17 protein-coding genes are annotated in these 17299 nt (G+C 52.6%); 10 read left to right on the top strand and 7 right to left on the bottom strand.

Going from position 1 to position 17299, the window contains the following annotated elements:
• Positions 1 to 173: 173 nt before the first annotated feature.
• Both AC5PZ0_RS02435 and AC5PZ0_RS02440 read right to left on the bottom strand, forming a co-directional pair.
• Complete coding sequence (locus AC5PZ0_RS02435; RefSeq protein ID WP_493854237.1) at positions 174 to 1700, bottom strand: phosphorylase family protein; 1527 nt, start codon at positions 1698 to 1700, stop codon at positions 174 to 176.
• Between the two features lie 51 nt (positions 1701 to 1751).
• Positions 1752 to 2570, bottom strand: a complete 819-nt coding sequence (locus AC5PZ0_RS02440) for a WYL domain-containing protein (RefSeq protein ID WP_493854238.1) — start codon at positions 2568 to 2570, stop codon at positions 1752 to 1754.
• A 352-nt stretch (positions 2571 to 2922) separates the two neighbouring features.
• Between AC5PZ0_RS02440 and AC5PZ0_RS02445 the strand changes: the two genes are divergently transcribed.
• The 4 genes from AC5PZ0_RS02445 to AC5PZ0_RS02460 all read left to right on the top strand — a co-directional run bounded on the left by AC5PZ0_RS02445 (position 2923) and on the right by AC5PZ0_RS02460 (position 5963).
• Complete coding sequence (locus AC5PZ0_RS02445; RefSeq protein ID WP_493854239.1) at positions 2923 to 3867, top strand: CBASS oligonucleotide cyclase; 945 nt, start codon at positions 2923 to 2925, stop codon at positions 3865 to 3867.
• Positions 3864 to 4355, top strand: coding sequence for an HORMA-1 domain-containing protein (locus tag AC5PZ0_RS02450; protein ID WP_493854240.1), 492 nt, complete (start codon positions 3864 to 3866; stop codon positions 4353 to 4355). The genes AC5PZ0_RS02445 and AC5PZ0_RS02450 overlap by 4 nt, the downstream gene beginning before the upstream one ends.
• Positions 4352 to 5248: an AAA family ATPase gene (locus AC5PZ0_RS02455; RefSeq protein WP_493854241.1), complete on the top strand. Its 897-nt coding sequence runs from the start codon at positions 4352 to 4354 to the stop codon at positions 5246 to 5248. The genes AC5PZ0_RS02450 and AC5PZ0_RS02455 overlap by 4 nt, the downstream gene beginning before the upstream one ends.
• Positions 5249 to 5402: 154 nt before the next feature.
• Positions 5403 to 5963 (top strand): 3'-5' exonuclease, encoded by a 561-nt coding sequence (locus AC5PZ0_RS02460; protein ID WP_493854242.1) that lies wholly within the window; start codon positions 5403 to 5405, stop codon positions 5961 to 5963.
• Between the two features lie 159 nt (positions 5964 to 6122).
• On the opposite strand, the gene AC5PZ0_RS02465 is transcribed toward AC5PZ0_RS02460, so the two are convergent.
• Entirely contained in the window at positions 6123 to 7817 is a 1695-nt protein-coding gene (locus AC5PZ0_RS02465; RefSeq protein WP_493854243.1) for a P-loop NTPase fold protein, read from the bottom strand.
• A 121-nt stretch (positions 7818 to 7938) separates the two neighbouring features.
• On the opposite strand from AC5PZ0_RS02465, the gene AC5PZ0_RS02470 reads away from it, so the two are divergent.
• Positions 7939 to 8748: a hypothetical protein gene (locus AC5PZ0_RS02470; RefSeq protein ID WP_493854244.1), complete on the top strand. Its 810-nt coding sequence runs from the start codon at positions 7939 to 7941 to the stop codon at positions 8746 to 8748.
• 202 nt (positions 8749 to 8950) lie between these two features.
• Here AC5PZ0_RS02470 and AC5PZ0_RS02475 read toward each other — a convergent pair whose 3' ends face one another.
• Together AC5PZ0_RS02475 and AC5PZ0_RS02480 are read right to left on the bottom strand one after the other, a co-directional pair.
• Positions 8951 to 9148: a hypothetical protein gene (locus tag AC5PZ0_RS02475; RefSeq protein WP_493854245.1), complete on the bottom strand. Its 198-nt coding sequence runs from the start codon at positions 9146 to 9148 to the stop codon at positions 8951 to 8953.
• Between the two features lie 1274 nt (positions 9149 to 10422).
• Positions 10423 to 11877: an amino acid permease gene (locus tag AC5PZ0_RS02480; RefSeq protein WP_493854246.1), complete on the bottom strand. Its 1455-nt coding sequence runs from the start codon at positions 11875 to 11877 to the stop codon at positions 10423 to 10425.
• 448 nt (positions 11878 to 12325) lie between these two features.
• Between AC5PZ0_RS02480 and AC5PZ0_RS02485 the strand changes: the two genes are divergently transcribed.
• The 5 genes from AC5PZ0_RS02485 (at position 12326) to AC5PZ0_RS02505 (ending at position 16590) form a co-directional block, all read left to right on the top strand.
• On the top strand, positions 12326 to 13462 hold the full coding sequence (locus tag AC5PZ0_RS02485) for an aminotransferase class I/II-fold pyridoxal phosphate-dependent enzyme (RefSeq protein ID WP_493854247.1): 1137 nt from the start codon (positions 12326 to 12328) through the stop codon (positions 13460 to 13462).
• Positions 13459 to 14454, top strand: a complete 996-nt coding sequence (locus AC5PZ0_RS02490) for a Rossmann-fold NAD(P)-binding domain-containing protein (protein WP_493854248.1) — start codon at positions 13459 to 13461, stop codon at positions 14452 to 14454. The genes AC5PZ0_RS02485 and AC5PZ0_RS02490 overlap by 4 nt, the downstream gene beginning before the upstream one ends.
• Before the next feature lie 33 nt (positions 14455 to 14487).
• Complete coding sequence (locus AC5PZ0_RS02495; protein ID WP_493854249.1) at positions 14488 to 15441, top strand: delta(1)-pyrroline-2-carboxylate reductase family protein; 954 nt, start codon at positions 14488 to 14490, stop codon at positions 15439 to 15441.
• Between the two features lie 97 nt (positions 15442 to 15538).
• Positions 15539 to 15886, top strand: coding sequence for a LysR family transcriptional regulator (locus AC5PZ0_RS02500; RefSeq protein WP_493854250.1), 348 nt, complete (start codon positions 15539 to 15541; stop codon positions 15884 to 15886).
• Positions 15887 to 15969: 83 nt separating this feature from the next.
• A complete protein-coding gene (locus tag AC5PZ0_RS02505; protein ID WP_493854251.1) occupies positions 15970 to 16590 on the top strand; it encodes a helix-turn-helix transcriptional regulator in 621 nt (206 codons plus the stop codon).
• A 140-nt stretch (positions 16591 to 16730) separates the two neighbouring features.
• On the opposite strand, the gene AC5PZ0_RS02510 is transcribed toward AC5PZ0_RS02505, so the two are convergent.
• Together AC5PZ0_RS02510 and AC5PZ0_RS02515 are read right to left on the bottom strand one after the other, a co-directional pair.
• Positions 16731 to 16985 carry a type B 50S ribosomal protein L31 gene (locus AC5PZ0_RS02510; RefSeq protein WP_238217269.1) on the bottom strand — a complete coding sequence of 85 codons (255 nt, stop codon included), beginning with the start codon at positions 16983 to 16985 and terminating at the stop codon, positions 16731 to 16733.
• A gap of 117 nt (positions 16986 to 17102) precedes the next feature.
• A complete protein-coding gene (locus AC5PZ0_RS02515; RefSeq protein WP_172960347.1) occupies positions 17103 to 17276 on the bottom strand; it encodes a hypothetical protein in 174 nt (57 codons plus the stop codon).
• Positions 17277 to 17299: the final 23 nt, after the last annotated feature.

The raw sequence follows: 17299 nt of genomic DNA on the forward strand, positions 1-17299 counted from the left end.
GCGCATCTTCGGGGATGCTTCGGAAGGATATCTGGCATGTTGAAGGTATTGAGCAAGGAGGGAGTTGATGCATCTCAGAAGCAGTGTCATTTGTCACGATCAGAATTCCTTTCATTGTCCGACACGTAATACGGAACCAAAACGCCCCAAGGCGGGGCGTCTGGAGTAGTAGTTTATTGAGCCAATCTGCGGCTCCAGCCGTGTTTTGCGTAGTCGAGGGTCACAATGGCTGCAGCTTCTGAAGCCACCTTGTGGAAGGTGTTGTCTTTACTTTTGTCACCGTAGTCGCTGATGCCGCGCACTACCAGGACGGGCACGTTCTGCTTTTCGCATGCGTCGAATACGCCGTATGCCTCCATCTCAGCGACCACTGCTTTGTCATGAAGGCCTTGGAAACTTTCGAAAAGCTTCGGGTCTCGGATCAGCAGCTCCCCAGACGCGATTGTCGCTGGCGATACTTTCAAATGGGCAGCGACCTCGCCGGCTTTGGACTCGGTTGGCATTGCAAAGCCAAGCTTGCTCGCTTGCTCTTGCAGCCGCTCAGGTAAGGACGCGGTCGCGAAATAGGCATTGAGGTCTTGCTGAGTGGAGAGTCCGGGCCGAGGCGTTTCTGGTCGAGGCGCAAGATTGCCACCCGCGAGGGCTGCAGCCCCTTCGTAATACACAACTCGTTCGGACAGAATGACTTCACCGAGGCTCAGTTTTTTACGCCGGCCTGCCGCGATCCCCATCATCAGTACCTTTTTAGGTTTGAGCTCTGACAGCAGGAGCGTGGTGATGGCGCTTGCGTTGACGTTGCCAGCATTGCCCAGAGAAGCAATGACGCAGGAGAGTGGGCCGTCTGCTCGCTGAATCGTCACCGGCCAATAGTGCACACCGTTTGCGGTGAATCGAGCTGGTACGTCTTCGCCAATCCCGAAGACTTTCTTTGCGGCAGCCAGCTCAATGGCGATGGCTGTGATCACCAGGAGATCTGGAGTGCGTGCGGCGTCCCGGGCCTCACTTTCAGCCTGGAACAGGCTAACAGAGAGATCTGCGATCTTATCCAGGCCGTAGATGGGCTCCTGAAGCGACATGCTATCCAGGCGTCCTTTCACTTGCTCGCCAGTGAAGGGGAACATGGTGAGGGGTTCTTTGAAGAAATTCGCCCGCAGTCCAAGCGCACCTTCGCCATCTTCGCTGAAGCCGCCGAGCTGAAGGTCAAATGGCAGCACTGGGAGCTTACGTTTGCGGAGCTTACGTGCTCGGTCGGAGACGCCTTTACCACCGCCCACGGCAATCATCGCCGTGGCGACTTCAACTTGCTCATCGCCGATATTGCCGCCGGTGATCAGGTCATCTTCCACATAAATGACCTCAGCGTAATGTTCTGCTGAGAGTCGTCGAATAAGCGTGCGCTGTTCGAGCGTCATTTTCTCTCGCATGGCCAACTGCGATGTGACGATCTTCAGCTGGTGGACGGGAGCGTACTCAGCCAACAGTTTCTCTGCCTCATAGGCCACCGTCCAATCGAAGGTCAGAGCATCACCGGCCTCATTGGTAGGTAAGCCAGCCAGGTAGACCACGAGGCCACCCTCAGCGGCCAAGACGCTTTTCGTTACTGCGCGAGTGAAGTCGTGCGCGAGGTCGATTGAGGCCTTCTCTGTCTTCTTGGAGATGCTGCCCGCAATCAGAATGAATTCATTTTCAAGCTTTGCCATCGTGACAATTCCGGTAGCTAAGGTGTTAAGTGTTGGCTGATTTTCTAGGTATCAATACTGAATGAGGTCTTTGATCTCATCCCTATTCTTCAGGGCCAGCTGGATGACCTCGGGCCTCTGATCGGCTTGGTCTTCATTCAGGTTGAGCTGGAACAGGAGATACAAGAGAAGGGCTCGGCGACACTTCACGTGCATCTCGCCGTTCTCCATCAGGAAGTCGGACTCGATCAATTTGCGCTGGGCTGGGGTGAGACCAGGGTGCGGGACGAGAATCACATTTACGATGGTGTTCCAGGCGTAGTCTTCGTCATCCCGATCCCGATCTTGCCCCACATATTTGCAGTGTTTGATGCGCGTCAGAGAGAAATCCCGGAAAGCTTTACGCTTGTGGCAGTACGCCCGGACGTGCCAGCGGTTACCGTCATGCACCAAGGCATGAGGAGACAGCATCCGCTCACCCCCTTCAGGGTCTGTCAGGGATTGGTAGAAGACCTCAACAAGTTCGTTCTCGCGAATCGCGCGGAGAATTACCCCAACGATGTCCGCATTCAGGCGACGCCCCAGCTTGGGCACGGCCGCGACAGGCGATTGCCAGCCCAGGAAGCTGCCGTAGGGGATCTCTGGCTGAACGGCGACGCGCAGCAGGTCATCCAGGTAGCGCTCAACTGAGGTGGACGAGAAAACCGCTTTGAATGTGTCGGTCGCCTTGTAAACCCTGGCCCTGGTGTCGTACTCCAAGTTGCTCTCAGCGAGCTTCGAATACTCAGTGATGTCCAGCGAAGCTTGTGGCACCGAGATACCAAAGAAGTCCGTGAGGCTGCTTCGGTTGATCTGGCCATCCCACCGCAGTCGATAGTCGATGAATTCCAACCGACGTTCCTGGCCCCAACGTGCTCCTTGCCGTCCCTTGCTCGTGGGGTGGTCGTCCGTGGGTTTGGACTCGTTTGTCATGATCGAACCTCAATAGCGTATAAATACTAGACTAGCGTAAAAAGTACCCGTATAGTAATTATACGCTAGCAAGCTGAGGTTCGCAATTTCCCTTTGCTGGATCCCCTAGGGGTTTATGGATGGTGTGAGGGAGGGGGGAACTGCAGTGAGCCGTAAAGGTGACCCGGGCCTTTGCCTCGAGTTACCGCGCCATCTCATCCGTCGGCATGTGGTGTAGCTGCTGGTAGGGATGCTTTGCGACTAACACAACATTTCTAGGAGGGGATGGCACATGCCACTCACCAACACTCAGATCAAGTATTACGACAGTAACGTCCTGCGCCTGCCGAAGGAGAAGCGTGAGACCTACAACGCCCAGGTCGACCGGTTGATCGCAGCGCTGAAGGACAGCCTGAAGAAGCAGGACAAAATCACCATCAAGAAGGTGGTGAAGGCAGGCTCCTTTGCCAAGCACACCATCCTGCGGCCTAACGCTCAGAACCCCGCCGATGTGGACGTGGTTTTCTACATCAGTGGTCAGAAGGTAGATGAAGAGACCTTCGCAACCCTCAGCCAGAAAATCTACGACGCGCTGGTCAACCTGTACCCCAACAAGTCTGTTGAAGACTTCGAAATCCAGCGTAAGGCAGCGAAAGTGACCTTCGTGGGTACAGGGCTCGAGGTGGATATCGTTCCGGTCATCGAGAACCCGAACAAGGAAAACTTTGGCTGGCAGTTCGACCGGATTGACGGCTCAAAGACTGAAACCTGTGCGCCGTGTCAGGTGAATTTCGTGAAGGTTCGGAAGGATGAGGATCCGGACTTCCGCACCCTGGTTCGCCTGGCTAAGCGCTGGCGCACTTGGAAGGAAGTGCCGCTCAAATCCTTCCACATTGAGCTGATCATGGCCCATGTGCTTGAAGTGAACGGCAAGGCTGGTTCGCTGGAGAAGCGCTTCCGGGACTTCCTGCTGTACATCGTTCAGTCCGGACTCAAGGAGGTCATCAAGTTTCCTGAGAACGGCTGGGTGCCTCAATTCCAGGACGCAGTAGTGATCATCGACCCGGTATCTGACACCAACAACGTCGCGAGTCGCATCACCGAGGATGAGCGCAAGGAAATCGTTCAACTGGCCGAAGAATCGTGGGAAACCGCGCACTTCGCCTCGATGGAGGATGACTTCGAGGTGTGGAAAGAGCTATTCGGTAAAGGCTTCAAGGTGGAGGACGCAGCATGAGTTCTACCTCCACCCAAACCAACACCTTCACCACGACTGATATTGAAGCGGTCATGCGGCGTATCACGGCTGACCTCGTGATGATAGCTTCCAGCAGCGGCGCGATCACCGAAGCCGAGGCTCGTCAGTGGGGGCACGACATTGAGGTTCTGGCCAAGTACGGCTACCTCGAGTACGTCGATATCACCTTGTTGAGTTACGGAGTCGAGTACAAGGCTGCGCGATTCTACGTCAATGAGTCTGGCTCGCTTGCGAACCAGCGGCCAGGAAATGCCCTCTGGCCAAGACTCTCGAGCCCAGAACTGCGGATCGTTCTCGGCACCGTTGACGCCTACGATGCGAATGCTCAGGAAAAGATGGCCAGCAAAATGAAGTGCAGTTGGTCGACCAGTTACGCGGACATTTCTCACTCTCAGCTGACCCAGAGTGGTGGGCGTGAATACTCCAGCAATGGCTACGGCATGGAACGTAAGGACTACACCCGATGAGCACTACCTCCGTTTTTGACTCGGCCATTGAGCTGCCGGACATCCAGCTGACTGATCGCGAGATAGTATTGCTCGGATTTGCTGGCCGCTATGAGCGTGTGCAGAACCAACTCCAGCTGCTGCTGAACCAAGGCCAGCTGTCCGAGTGGAGCAAGCAGCATCATAAAAGTGTGCTGCCTATCTGCAACCTCGTAGCCGATCAGTATCCCCTGGTGATCTTCCATGGCGACGTCGGTACTGGCAAAACCGCAACAGCGGAGTGCATTGCTAACCGTATCGTCCGAGATTCGCGTGCTGAGGACTCGGTGCTGTTCAAGCTGAGCAACCGCGTTCGTGGTTCCGGTAAGGTCGGCGAGATGGGCACGTTGTTGACCCAGGCCTTCGCAGAGGTTGCTGAGGCTGCAGGTAAGAAGCGCCGGGCAATTCTGATCATCGACGAAGGTGACTCGATTGCGGCCTCCCGATCGCAGAGCCAGAGTCACCACGAAGACAAGGTCGCAGTGAACACCTTGATTCAGGGTGTCGATGAGTTGCGTAAGTATGGCGGTCGCATCGTGGTGATCCTGTGCACCAACCGGCTTTCCGTGCTGGATGCGGCCCTTCGCCGTCGTGCTGCCATCGTTGAAGAGTTCACTCGCCCGGATGCAGCGGAGCGGAAGGAGCTGTTCAGCATGGATTTGGCTGGCATGGGGCTTTCGGACAAACAACTGACCGACCTGGCAACTGTCACCGGTGAGCGCAACGGTCAGCCTGCGTGGACTTACTCCGATATCCGGACTCGCCTGTATCCAACGGCAATGGCGAAAGCGTTTCCGAATCGCCCACTGGACTTCAAGGATCTGACCGAGTCGATTCTTTCGATGCGTCCTTCTCCAGTGATGGAAGATAAGTAATCGACCAGGCCTGCGCATTGTTCAATGATTCGGTGGGGGAGGGGCGAACTGCCCTTGCCCTCATCGAGCTTCGTTTCCGATCATTTCAGGAGTTTTGGTGTCTGCTAATGGACGCTGTGGTTGCCAGCCAGGCAGCTGCTCAAACGGAGTAATTATGAAAGCCGACAAAGAAATTTTCGTCTCCGTAGATATCGAGGCATCAGGCCCGATCCCGGGCAAGTACAGCATGCTGTCAATCGGCGCGTGCCTGACCTCCAACCCGAAGGAGCAGTTTTCTTGCTACCTGAAGCCAATCTCTGACGAGTTTGTTCCTGCAGCCCTGGAGGTTACGGGCTTGTCCTTGGAAAAGCTTCGCGAGGAAGGCTTGGAACCCGCTGAAGCGATGTCACAGTTCAAGGCTTGGGTTGAGTCTCTAGCGGGCGTTGACCAGTCGGTAGTGTTCGTGGGCTTCAATGCATCCTTCGATTGGAGCTTTGTGAATTACTACTTCCACCATTTCCTAGGTGAGAACCCTTTCGGTATCGCGGCGCTGGACATCAAGTCGATGTTCTTCGGTACCGCTCAGTGCACCTGGAAATCGACTCGGTCGAGTGAGATTGAAAAAGTTGTGAATCCTGAAAGCTCTGGCAATCACGATGCGTTGGACGATGCCGTGTACCAGGCTGAGCTGTTCAATTTGATTCGAGATAAGCTGGTAGCTAGTAAGCGGTCATAGGTTTTCTGGAAGCGCTGCTCGGTACCCTATGGTTACTTTTACGGGGAGAGCTAAAGCACATTCCTAGCTTGCAGAGCCTAAATGCAAGCGTGGTGACCGGGCGCACCCGAGCGCTACCATGGATTAGGTGGCCTCGGGTGCGAAGGCTTTCAGGGGATCCTAAAGTAGCTCAGCCTTGTTGTGATACTCGAAGAATTTCCGAATGATTCCAGAAAGCCGCGAACTGGGTTCAGCTCTCAAAATGCTTCGGCATGCCTTAACAAAGCGATCACCCACATCGCCAAAGTCCTGGTATGCCGTCTTGTGAAGCACAAACTGCATGCTTTGATTGAAGATCACTTCAAGATTACGACCTTTGGCCTTAGAAATTTCAGCTTGGTACTCAGTTGCCTTGATGTGCTTGAGCAGATGCTCCTCAGCGTCGCCCCACCCTTTGGTCTTGCGGATGTGAGAGCATGCCTCGGCAAGGGTTGTTGTGGAGGACAGGCGCGCATATGCAGCGTTCAACACAGCTTCCACCTCAGGGCGAATCGGCCGAGTGGATGGCCACTGTGGGGGTACTAACCCGTCGGGATGGGCGGCGTCTAGAGCTGTCGACCAGGAAGATAAAAATTCTTCGCTCAATTCCGGGCCGCCTGTAAGCTCCTCTGACAGATCCATGAGGTAGCTGAGAGTCGGAGGCTCGATAAATTCTGCGCCTGGAACCAAGCTGCGTAGCTCAGCTACCAGTTGCTCCGTTGAGAATTCAGGATGCCAGTTGTAGTGCTGGATAAACTGCGCAACGCTCTTGCTTGTACCCAAAATTCTTCCGTCGAGCTGGTAGCGCTCGATCAGCTCTCGGACAGCCTGCGTATCCATCAACCCGGTGCGAAGAACCTCAACGACCAGTTTTTCAAACTCACCACAGCTGTAAATATTCAAGGATCTCAGTAGAGAGTCCCACTGTCCATGCTGAGCATCATCTTCGCTTTCATCTTGATCGCCTTGCTGCGCTCGGATGGCTCTGAGGGTTGCTGACACCGTACCATTGTAATCAACCAGATACTCGAACGTAGGGCCATCCGGTAGCGATTTAAAATGAATAGTGCTCAGTAGGACGACTGAAGGGATAACTTTCTCGATGACCTCGGCCTGAAGATTGCCGTGGCCCTCAAGAAGTCGATTGGCAAGGCGTATAATCTTGCAAAGAATGCGGATGTTGGTGACGCCGCAGGTGATCGTGGCCTTTTCCAGTGCTTCAGTCCAGTCGGTCTTGACAATATCTTTGGCAATGTCGAACGCTTCTGCCGGAGATGTGTCGAGCCGTAGCTCTTGGTCGATTACCTTTTCCCGGAACTGCTCCCAGATTTCCTTATCCTTCAGCTTGTCATCGTTGAGCACGAGCAGTACCCGACATTTGTGCACTTGGACGCACTCATCAATGAATCCGAGGATTTCGTCAATGTGCAGCTTGTCGTGCTTGCGCTCGATATCATCTATGACAAGTAATTTACCCTTTAGGAGGGTAGGAAGAACGACGAGGGGCAAGTCATCCAAAGCGTTAAAGCTACGATGGAGTCCCTGCGCGACTTTTTTGAGCCCGTTGAGAGTGCCATTAACCGTAGCTGCGACACCCTCGTCATTCAGGCTAGGGAGTAGGGCGTAAGCTACTTTGCTCTTGAGGTCAGCTAGTGAACTCACCCCAAAGAGGGAGATGGAGGCTGCTTTCTTGATCGTATCGTCCTTCGAGGTGTCACGAACCTGCTGCCATAGGTGCGTCTTGCCCGTACCCCATTTGCCTGTGAGAGCGATGACTCGATTATCCTGAGAAGCAAGGGTCAACAGTAAATTTTGCTTGCAACGTTCGATGGTCATCTAAGCTCCGAATGATAAAAGGGTATCCTTATGCGGTGAGGTGGTGGCGGACTGTAGGATTTCAAGTGTTTTAAGAGGATTTTTTTGCAATGGTGTGGCGTGCTTGGCATCGAGGTTATTTATGATTGATAGGGAAACGGTTGTAAACTCTCATAGCAAGGGGATATTCAAAGCTTCTAACTGGAAGAAAGAAGGTGATGGCCTGTTGGTGGCAGCAAAAGCTCTGAGGCAGCAGTGGCTTTCAAATAGAGAGGAAGTCATCAGAATCATTACTGACCAAAGCCCTAGGTCTTCTGAAGTATTTACTAAGGACTCCGCTTTGGCTCGGTCATCAATGCTACTGCTTGGCTATGCGGTTGAAATGTTTTTGAAGGGCGGGGTGGTCAAACTTTATTCACACTGTCCAGAAAACCTGGTTGAGCGTGTAGTTCGAAAAATTGGGCATGACTACGAATGCATGGCCGAGCGGCTGGATATAAACCTTGAGCCTGATCAGTTCAAGCAATTGAAAGATCTGTCTAGAAGTGTCGTAAACGACGCGCGATACCCAATCACACCGTCACTGGGTACAGACTTTTTCGAACAGACCAACCAAGTCACCCGATTCAACAATCGACAGCCAAACTTTGAGAGCCTAGTAGGATTGGTCGAACAGATACGTGATTTCGCACGGAAGATTGACTCGGACAGTTCCAATCCTGCCTGGTTTCAGCATCGCTGGACAGACTGGGGTTACGTGGTTGTAAGGTCGGGTGGGAACTTGCCTCCTACCATCGTATTTAGACATGAAGATCAACTGGTAGGGTCTGATTTGCGCAGTGCGATCGAAGCAGTGGTAACGCTATCTGCAGACTTTGATTGCTTTCAGATTTACGAGGACACGGGTAATGGTAGGAGTCGTCGATGCGAGCGGTGGAGTCTGCAGGAGTGAGTGGTATGAGAAAAACTATCCGACATATAAGTTTGCGCCACACAGGTTTCTCGTGATGGCAATTCTTTTGAGACCGAGGCGCTCAAAGCTTTGTGTGCTTCAGCACTGGGGTCGAGTCTGTCTGGAAAGTTACTAACCGTATTTTAGCGATAAAAATTCGCTCAGGACTACCGTCAGGGGAGTACGGTAGAGGTGATTTTTCTTATTTTTTGGTGGCAAAACCCTTCAGATAAATTTTGGGGATTTCATAGCTTTGGTGCCTCATGATTTCTTTAATCTCTTCTGCCGAAAAGGTAGAGAGTTCGAGTGCATATGCTTTTGCCACGGCCTGTCTCGATTTGTGGTCGGCCGGCTGATGGAGGTGGTGAAAATATGAGGTTTCTGTATTGTCGTATTTCATTAAATGCCTCCAAGGTTAGGGCTCCATTAAAATAGCTTCATGGTGGTCGCGTCAAGGGGTTTAGGAATTTTTCGTGATCGGTCATATATATTAAGAGTACGCTATAAATGTACTCTTAATTATCGAGTTGTTGAGTTTTTGGTTTGACATTCCCCTTGGGATGCTCGGCGCATTGATGACATTTGCGTTGCCGTCAATTCTTCAAGAAATAGCGGGACTACCTACCCCCAGCTTCATCTAGCTCCATGTTAGGTGCTTGGTACAGGGGCGAAGAAGACAGGTGCCAGTGTATAGGCAGTAGGCAGCTGAAAATTGGTGAAAATTGATACCTGGCTTTCCAAAAGGTTGGCACTACACGTTGGTGCTCCCTTCGAGAGTCATCGTTGGGGCATAGCGCGGCTGACGGAGTCGGCTGAGTCATTTCTACAGTGGTGAAAATGATTGGGCGACAATGGAAATTGCGCCTGTGGTAGGGACGCCCACAAGGGTCAATAGGCAAGCGTCATGACAGGGCTTCAAGCGCTGCGGGCCTTGAAATAAGGCGCAACTGCTAAGGTGCAACGAATTGCATCTTGTGAGACGGCAAGGCTTCAGAAATGGGGTTTCGTTGGAGGCCGCGAATTATTTGGTGTTGACAGCTGAGGTGGGTGAGGTCATCATGTCGTCCAAGGAAAGGGTAATAGGTTGAACCAGATATAACCGTTCGAATCTCTACGCTTCCGCCATATTCAAAGCCCTGATTATTCAGGGCTTTTTGCGTTTTTGGGGCATAGAAAAATTTCCCATGGGGCACGCCCGGGAATGGTTATTTCGGAAGCGCTTCCGATACTTTCTCTATTTAGTGGGTTTCGCGAGCGCCCCTACTCGGCGGTAAACCCGCTCCGTTATGTCGCCCTTGGTGTGGCCTTGATGCAGGCTGGCGTGGTCGACATCGACGATCTCGGATGCTGTTCTCGGGTGGATGACGCACAGCTGGAATCGGCTGATGCGGCCAGCCAACACCCGGTCGCCTACGGCAACCGCTTCCTTCATTACTTCCTCAGGGGCATCGTCCCAGCGAAGCGAAGAGTCTGGCGTCAAAGTCGGTATGGGAGGCGGGGCGGCGGTGCCAGGGGCGTTACCTTCTCATATCAGCGCTCTCTCAACTCGACAATATGCATGGCTTCCAGAGCCCAAGCATGCCGTCGAGTCGTTACAGGTCGCGCGCTCTATTTTAACGTTACAGCGCCTGATTTGTGCCAGGCGCTGTGTGGCGGTGGGTGCGTGAGGGGGGCTTAAGCTTTGATAGGTGGTCTCTCGAGTACTGAGGCCGGTGGTGCATGATCTGCGGAGTTAGGCTCTAAGGAATCGCAGGAGGGTGCTGTGCCCGGCTTTGGTTTGAAAAGAGGGAAAATACCGTAGCAAAACAGTATGAAGCCCAGTCCGCCGAGGAGGGAGATGCGCTGGCCTGGGTCTACAGCCATGCATGCGATCAGTAGCAGGCAGACGACGATGCAAGCGACAGTTAAGTACGGGAAGCCCGGAGCCGCATATTTGAGGTCTTTGCTCTTTCCACCCAGGCGCTCATAGCCTCGTCTGAATCTGTATTGGATTACAGCAATCATCAGCCAAGTAACGGTACCGGCCAGGCCGGCGATGGCAGCTAGTAAAACAAACAAGGTATCGGCTGCGATTACACTGCTGAGCAAGCAAACCAGCGACCCTGCTATGGTTGCAGCGAGTGCGATAACAGGTACGTTACGACGGTTTAACCTTCCGAATGCCGTCGGTGCCATACCGGAGCGCGACATTGACCAGAGAACGCGGGTAGCTGCGTACAGTCCCGAGTTTGCAACCGATAAAATAGCGGTGAGAATTACAAAGTTCATGACGTCGGCTGCATAAGGGATGCCGACTCGGTCGAACACCTGTACAAATGGACTTGCAACCAAGCCGGCTTCTGTCCAAGGAATCAGGCAGGAAAGAATAATAATGGAAAGAACATAAAATATGAGGACGCGGTAAACCATGTTGCGTGCGGCGCGCGGTATGCTTTTCTCTGGATTTTCAGTTTCACCTGCTGCCACCCCCATGATTTCGCAGCCTTGGAAAGAGTAAACGACGGCCATCATCAGCGTCAGGAGTGCTCCGATGCCGTTGGGGAAAATGTCTTCAGTCACAAAGTTTTTAAAGTAGGGTGCTGCTTCGCCGCTGGCCATAGGAATAACCCCGATCATTGCCAGCCCGCCAATCACGATGAATGCCAGGATTGCACTAACTTTGATCGCTGAAAACCAGTACTCGACCTCGCCAAAGAGCTTGGTGGTCAGCGCATTGATGCCAAAAAGCATGGCGGCAAAAAAACCGGACCAGAACCACACCGGCACGCCTGGGAACCACCGGGTCATGAGCATGCCTGCAGCAGTGAACTCTAAACCGACTGTCACAACCCAGCAGACCCAGTAAACCCACCCGAGCATGAACCCAGTTGCCGGGCCAATATAGCGGGTTGCATGAGCTTGAAAAGAGCCCGACACCGGCATTTCTACTGAAAGCTCTGCCAAACAAACCATCACCAGGTACATCACCAGGCCCGCGAATAAGTAAGCGAGCACGGCGCCCATCGGGCCACCTTGATTGATTATCAAACCGGAGCCCTGAAAGAGCCCCGTGCCAATGACTCCTCCCAGGGAAAGCATAAAAATATGTCGGCTTTTCAGGACACGCTGAAGCTGTGTTTTAGAGGACATGCGATGCCTCCGCAAAGGAGGTCAGCGGAGTTGTAGCGATTGGGGTCATTATTCTTATCTCCAAATACCATCGCGTGCAGGGGTGTTCGCGTTGCGCGCCCGACAGCGTGGCTGCTTGCAAGGGTTTTAGACCGTTCTTGTCACCTTGAGGGCTGAGCGCCACTGTACGGTGCCAGGATGGTGGACAAAAAGTACACCTAGAGAGATTTTGTGTCTATATTCTTGTGGGTGTCTAGAGCGAAAAGGGATTGGAGATGGCCGCTGATTGAGCCTTAAGTGTCTGTAATCAATAGGTTTTTGTGAAAAAGCTTGGTAGCTGGAAATCAACCAGGGCTACGTTTTTGTTATACGTATTGTCGAAAAAAATAGACATTCCTCTGTCCGGTAGGTATGTTTTGGGTTCAATAGCACCCCCACACCAAAACCGATAACGAATGGAGTGTTGCCCATGGCCCATCTTCCCGATTTCCGGCTTGAAACCTATTTCTCAAAATGGGAGTTCACGGCTCGCTACCACATGACGGCCTCTGACGCCCAGAGCATGACCATTAAGGAATTGCTTGAATTGGGGACGGAGCAAGACAGGGAGGACTTCCTCAATCTAGGCCTTGGCTACACTCAGACATGGGGTGAGCCCTCGCTAAGAGAGCTGATTGCCTCCACCTACGACCATCAAGCGCGTGCCGACATCCTGTGTTTCGCTGGTGCAGAAGAGGGGCTTTACATTGCGATGCATTCGATGCTCTCTGCAGAGGATCATGCGATCGTCATCACTCCAAATTACCAGTCAGCTGAGACTATTCCGCTGAGTATCTGCGAGGTAACCGGCGTCCCTTTGGATCCGGAGCAGAATTGGACTCTTGATATCGATGCCGTGGCCAAAGCGATTAGGCCAAATACACGGTTGATTTCGGTCAATTTTCCACATAACCCGACTGGGAAAATCTTGGAGCATGACCGGTTCCAAGCACTTGTTGAACTGTGTCGAAAACACGGGATTTATCTGTTCAGTGACGAGGCATATCGCCTGTTAGGCGTCGGATCAACGCCACAATTACCTGCTGCAGCGGATGCCTATGAGCTGGGCGTCTCGCTGTCGGTTATGTCTAAGCCATTTGGTCTGCCGGGGTTACGTATCGGTTGGATCGCTTGCCATGATCGCGAGCTACTCCTGCGAATGGAGCGCATGAAGCATTACCTCTCCATCTCCAACTCTGGCCCTTCAGAAGCTTTGGCTGCCATTGCGCTTCGTGCAAAAGATGTGATCCTGGGTCGTATCCAAACCCTCATGAGGGCCAATCTGAAAAAGCTGGATAGTTTCTTCGGTGACTACAGCGATCTTTTCGAGTGGTATCGCCCAGACGGAGGCTGTATCGCTTACCCTCGTTACATGGGTCCAGGTTCGGTAGAGGCGTTTACTACCCGCCTAGTCGAAGCCTCCGGCGTGCTCTTGCTCCCCTCTACGATTTACACCTCGGAACTGGGTGAAACTCCTAACGATCGGTTCCGAATCGGTTACGGTCGAGTGGGTATTGATCAGGGCTTGAACGTGATGCGCGAGTATATCGAGAGGAACCTGCGATGAACCAGTTTCCACTTTATGATTTAACGCAAATCCGCGGTTTGCTGAGGCAGGGAGATGTTCTAGCAGCTGTGCGAAATTCTTTTATTATACACAGCCGAGATGAAACGATTTGCCCGCCGGCAGGAGAGCTTCTCTTTAGCAAGCCACCTGGGGATTGCCATATTAAATATGGGCATCTTAAAGACGATGACTTCTTCATTGTGAAGGTGGCAACCGGGTTTTATCATAATCCGCAGTTGGGGCTTCCCACCAACAGCGGTCTGGTGGGCGTGTTTAGTAAACTGACAGGCGAAACGCTTGCCATTTTCGACGATCAGGGTTGGTTGACGAGCTGGCGAACGGCCGCGTCCGGAGTGATCGCTGCTCAGATAGGTGCGCCCTCGGGCAAGAATCGCCTGGGCATCATCGGAACGGGGCACCAGGCTGAGTTGCAGGCGATGTGGATCGCCCAAAACATGGACATCGAGGATGTTGTGGTCTGGGGGCGAAGTTTTGAAAAGGCTCAAGAGCTTTGCACTAAACTCAAAGCTGCGGATATTCGTGCCACCCCGGTTGTCACTGTCAAAGATGTATTCCAGGTTTGTCGGGTAGTGGTCACATGTACACCGTCTTCTGAACCACTCGTGCGTGCGGAATATGTGCAGCCCGGTACACATATTGTTGCCCTGGGTGCAGATAGCGGAGGCAAGCAAGAAGTGGCAGAAGCGGTACTTGGTATTGCTGATATTGTATATGTGGATGACGTGAAGCAAAGCAGTGGCTATGGTGAGCTCAGCCACGCTATCAAAGCGGGCACTATTTCTCTAGATGCTGTTTTCACAATAGGTGAAGCACTGTCTGGAATGGGGCCTCAGCGAAAAAATCGTGAGCAGATCACAGTTGCCGACTTGACGGGGCTGGCTGCGCACGACATCGCGATGGCTGGCCTGCTGCTCAAGCGTTCCGAGCATATCAAAAAACTGGCTGGCCAATTCTGTGAGACAGCTAGATGAGTTTTAATTTTCGAGCCTAACTAAGAGTCGGTCATGAAACCAATTTCCAGCGATCTTATTGTTTGCGATATTAGTGTTACTGAGCAACTTTTACCTTTCGAGGAGTTGGTGTCAGCTCTTAAAATTGCAGTGGCTGAGCATGCGCGCGGAGAAATCCTTTGCCCTGGGCGCGTCAGTGTTTCTCTGCCAGGTAGCGGGCTGCTCTTGAGCATGCCGGCAACTTCGCATGATATTGCAGTCGTTAAATTAATAACCTATCAGCCGGATAACACGGTTATTGGTCTGCCAACCCTTCATGGCCAGGTCTCGGTGTATGACGCTGTCCGTGGTACTCCGCTGATGTCGTTGGATGGCCCTACCGTAACAGGGAGGCGCACCGCAGCTGTCACACTGCTGGGTGTGCAGGAGCTCAGTGTTCAGCCGCCGAAGCGTTTCGTTATTTTCGGGACGGGGGCTCAGGCCGCTTATCATTTACAGGGGCTTGCTTGTCTTTACCCCGAGGCAGAAGTCTCTATCGCAGGGCTGACACGAGCAGATGAGGCTGCATTCTGCGAACGCATGCGGGGCGTACACGCTGGGCTGGCTCCTGCTACACGCGATGCTATTGATGTTGCGGACGTTGTCATCACTGTTACGACGAGCCTGGAGCCGGTTTATGATTTGGAGGCAAAACCTGGGAAGTTGATCATTGGTGTTGGCGCATTCACGCCCGAGATGGCAGAAATTGGCTCCCGTACGTTATTAGGTAGCAAGGTTTACGTAGATGATATCAACAGTACCCGGGTTGAGGCGGGTGATCTAATCCAGGCCGGAATCCCTTTTGATGCTGTCAGCGCGCTGGCAGACTTCATTTCAGAGGGGCGCCGCGTGGAACAGCCTATCGTGTTCAAGTGCGTTGGTAACGCGGCGTGGGACTTGGCGGCCGCCAGGGTGGCTATGAAAAGGGTGGCGAATACCATCGTTACTGAAGAGCGCTGTGCCTCGTAGGTGTCGGCCTGCGGCAGGGTTCATTATACAGTGCACCCTGCCTGCATATTTATTCTGTCATGCAGTCAGGCGGCTGGGGTCGTCGCTGGGAGTTAATATGCATAACCTCCTTCATTGGAAGCTTCTACTCCTGGCGGTGGAGCTCAAAAGCATGTCAAAGGCGGCTGTTGCGATGGGCGTTAGCCAGTCGGCGACGAGTCAAGCGATAGCGCATATCGAACATGGGTTAGGGGTGCAAATTCTATGCAGGACCAGGGAGGGCGTTACACCAACGCTGGCAGGAATCACTGTCATTGATGATGCGAGAGTAATGCTAGATGTATTCGCATCGTTGAAAAGTAAAGCCGTTGCTGAAGTGGATTACTTTCCAAGCACTGAGAAGGCTGCCCGAGCCACCTCTTTGCATCATGCTGATGCACGCCAATCCACCCCTGCTCGCAAATGATTACAGCGTGCGATATACTATCTCGTACCCACGTGTATTTTTGAGTGCGCGTAAGTTTCTGAATTGCAAAGAGATAGGTGAATATGAGTCAGTTGGTATTACTGAAAAATGTTTCCGATGCAATCGCTGCGCTGCTTTATCCAAATGTGGAAGCAGTCGTGCATGATCGAGTCAGTGGTTCAATTGTTCATATCGCCAATCCACAATCAAACAGACGAGTAGGTGACCCATCGCTGATAACTGATTTTTCCGATGAGGATGCATACAAGGATGTTATCGGGCCTTATAAAACCATTGGGCTCGCCGGAAAGGAATTGAGATCTATTACTGTGGTTGCCAGGGGTGATGACGGTGGCGTGGTTGCCTATTTGTGTCTTAACTTTGATAATGGCGTTCTTGATCAAATTCAGGGTCTGCTTGCAAATTTCACTCGCGGTCATTCTCTTGAGCAAAAGCCTGCTCCGCTGTTTAAGGCTGACTGGCGCGACGCCTTTAATGGTATTGTTGGAGAAGTGGCGCGCGAGTGCTCAGTTGCACCGGCAGCATTTACGAAGCGAGAGATTTTGAGGGTTCTTGCTCGTGCTGATGGTCAAGAGCTATTTCAAGTTAGAGGCTTTGTGGAGTTTTTGGGTAAATATTTCGGGCTTTCGAGAGCTACCATTTATAACTATATAAAGCTCTCATCCAATAAACAGGTAGGTTAGTGGTTGTAGCTTATAGCCTCCGCTTGCACAGAGTGGTATTCCAAATCAAGTGCTTCTGAGCGAGGCAGGTGTCGTCAAATTAAAAGCTTTGGTGGCGGTGCCTCTCTAGGATCCCCTCACCACCAACGCTAGTTTTCTTCCTACCTAGAAGCGAACCCAGCAAACCGCTTGTTGAACCCGGCTACCCGTCCTTCAGTTTTGGCCTTACGTTCTTGCCCGGTATACACCGGATGCGACGCGCTTGAGACGTCGAGCGTGACGTAGGGATAGCGTTCGCCATCGCTGTGAACGTAGGTCTTGTCGGTATCAATGGTGGATCCGACCAACCAGAACGCGTTCGCCGATACGTCATGAAAAAGGACGGGGCGGTAATTGGGGTGAATGCCAGGCTTCATCAGAATCTCCATTTGCAATGATATAAAGTAACAACATAAATGATATCGATTCTGATTTCAACGGGCAAAACAAAGCCCGCCAAGGCGGGCTAGGGCGGTTCCGTCAGAGGGCGAGCGTTATACTTTTTGCTGTTGCCGGCGCTGGAAACGGGTCACGGCGATCTGCACGGCAGCCGCTACGACGCAAAGCAGGCCGATTTTCCAGCTGCCCTCCAGCCCGAAATGCTCGGAGGCCTTCCCAGCGATGAGTACGCTAAAGAAGATGGCGACAGGCAGGATCAATTTATTCATTAGGGCTTCCAGCAGAGAACGAC

It is taken from the genome of Pseudomonas sp. 5.2, from assembly GCF_059025405.1.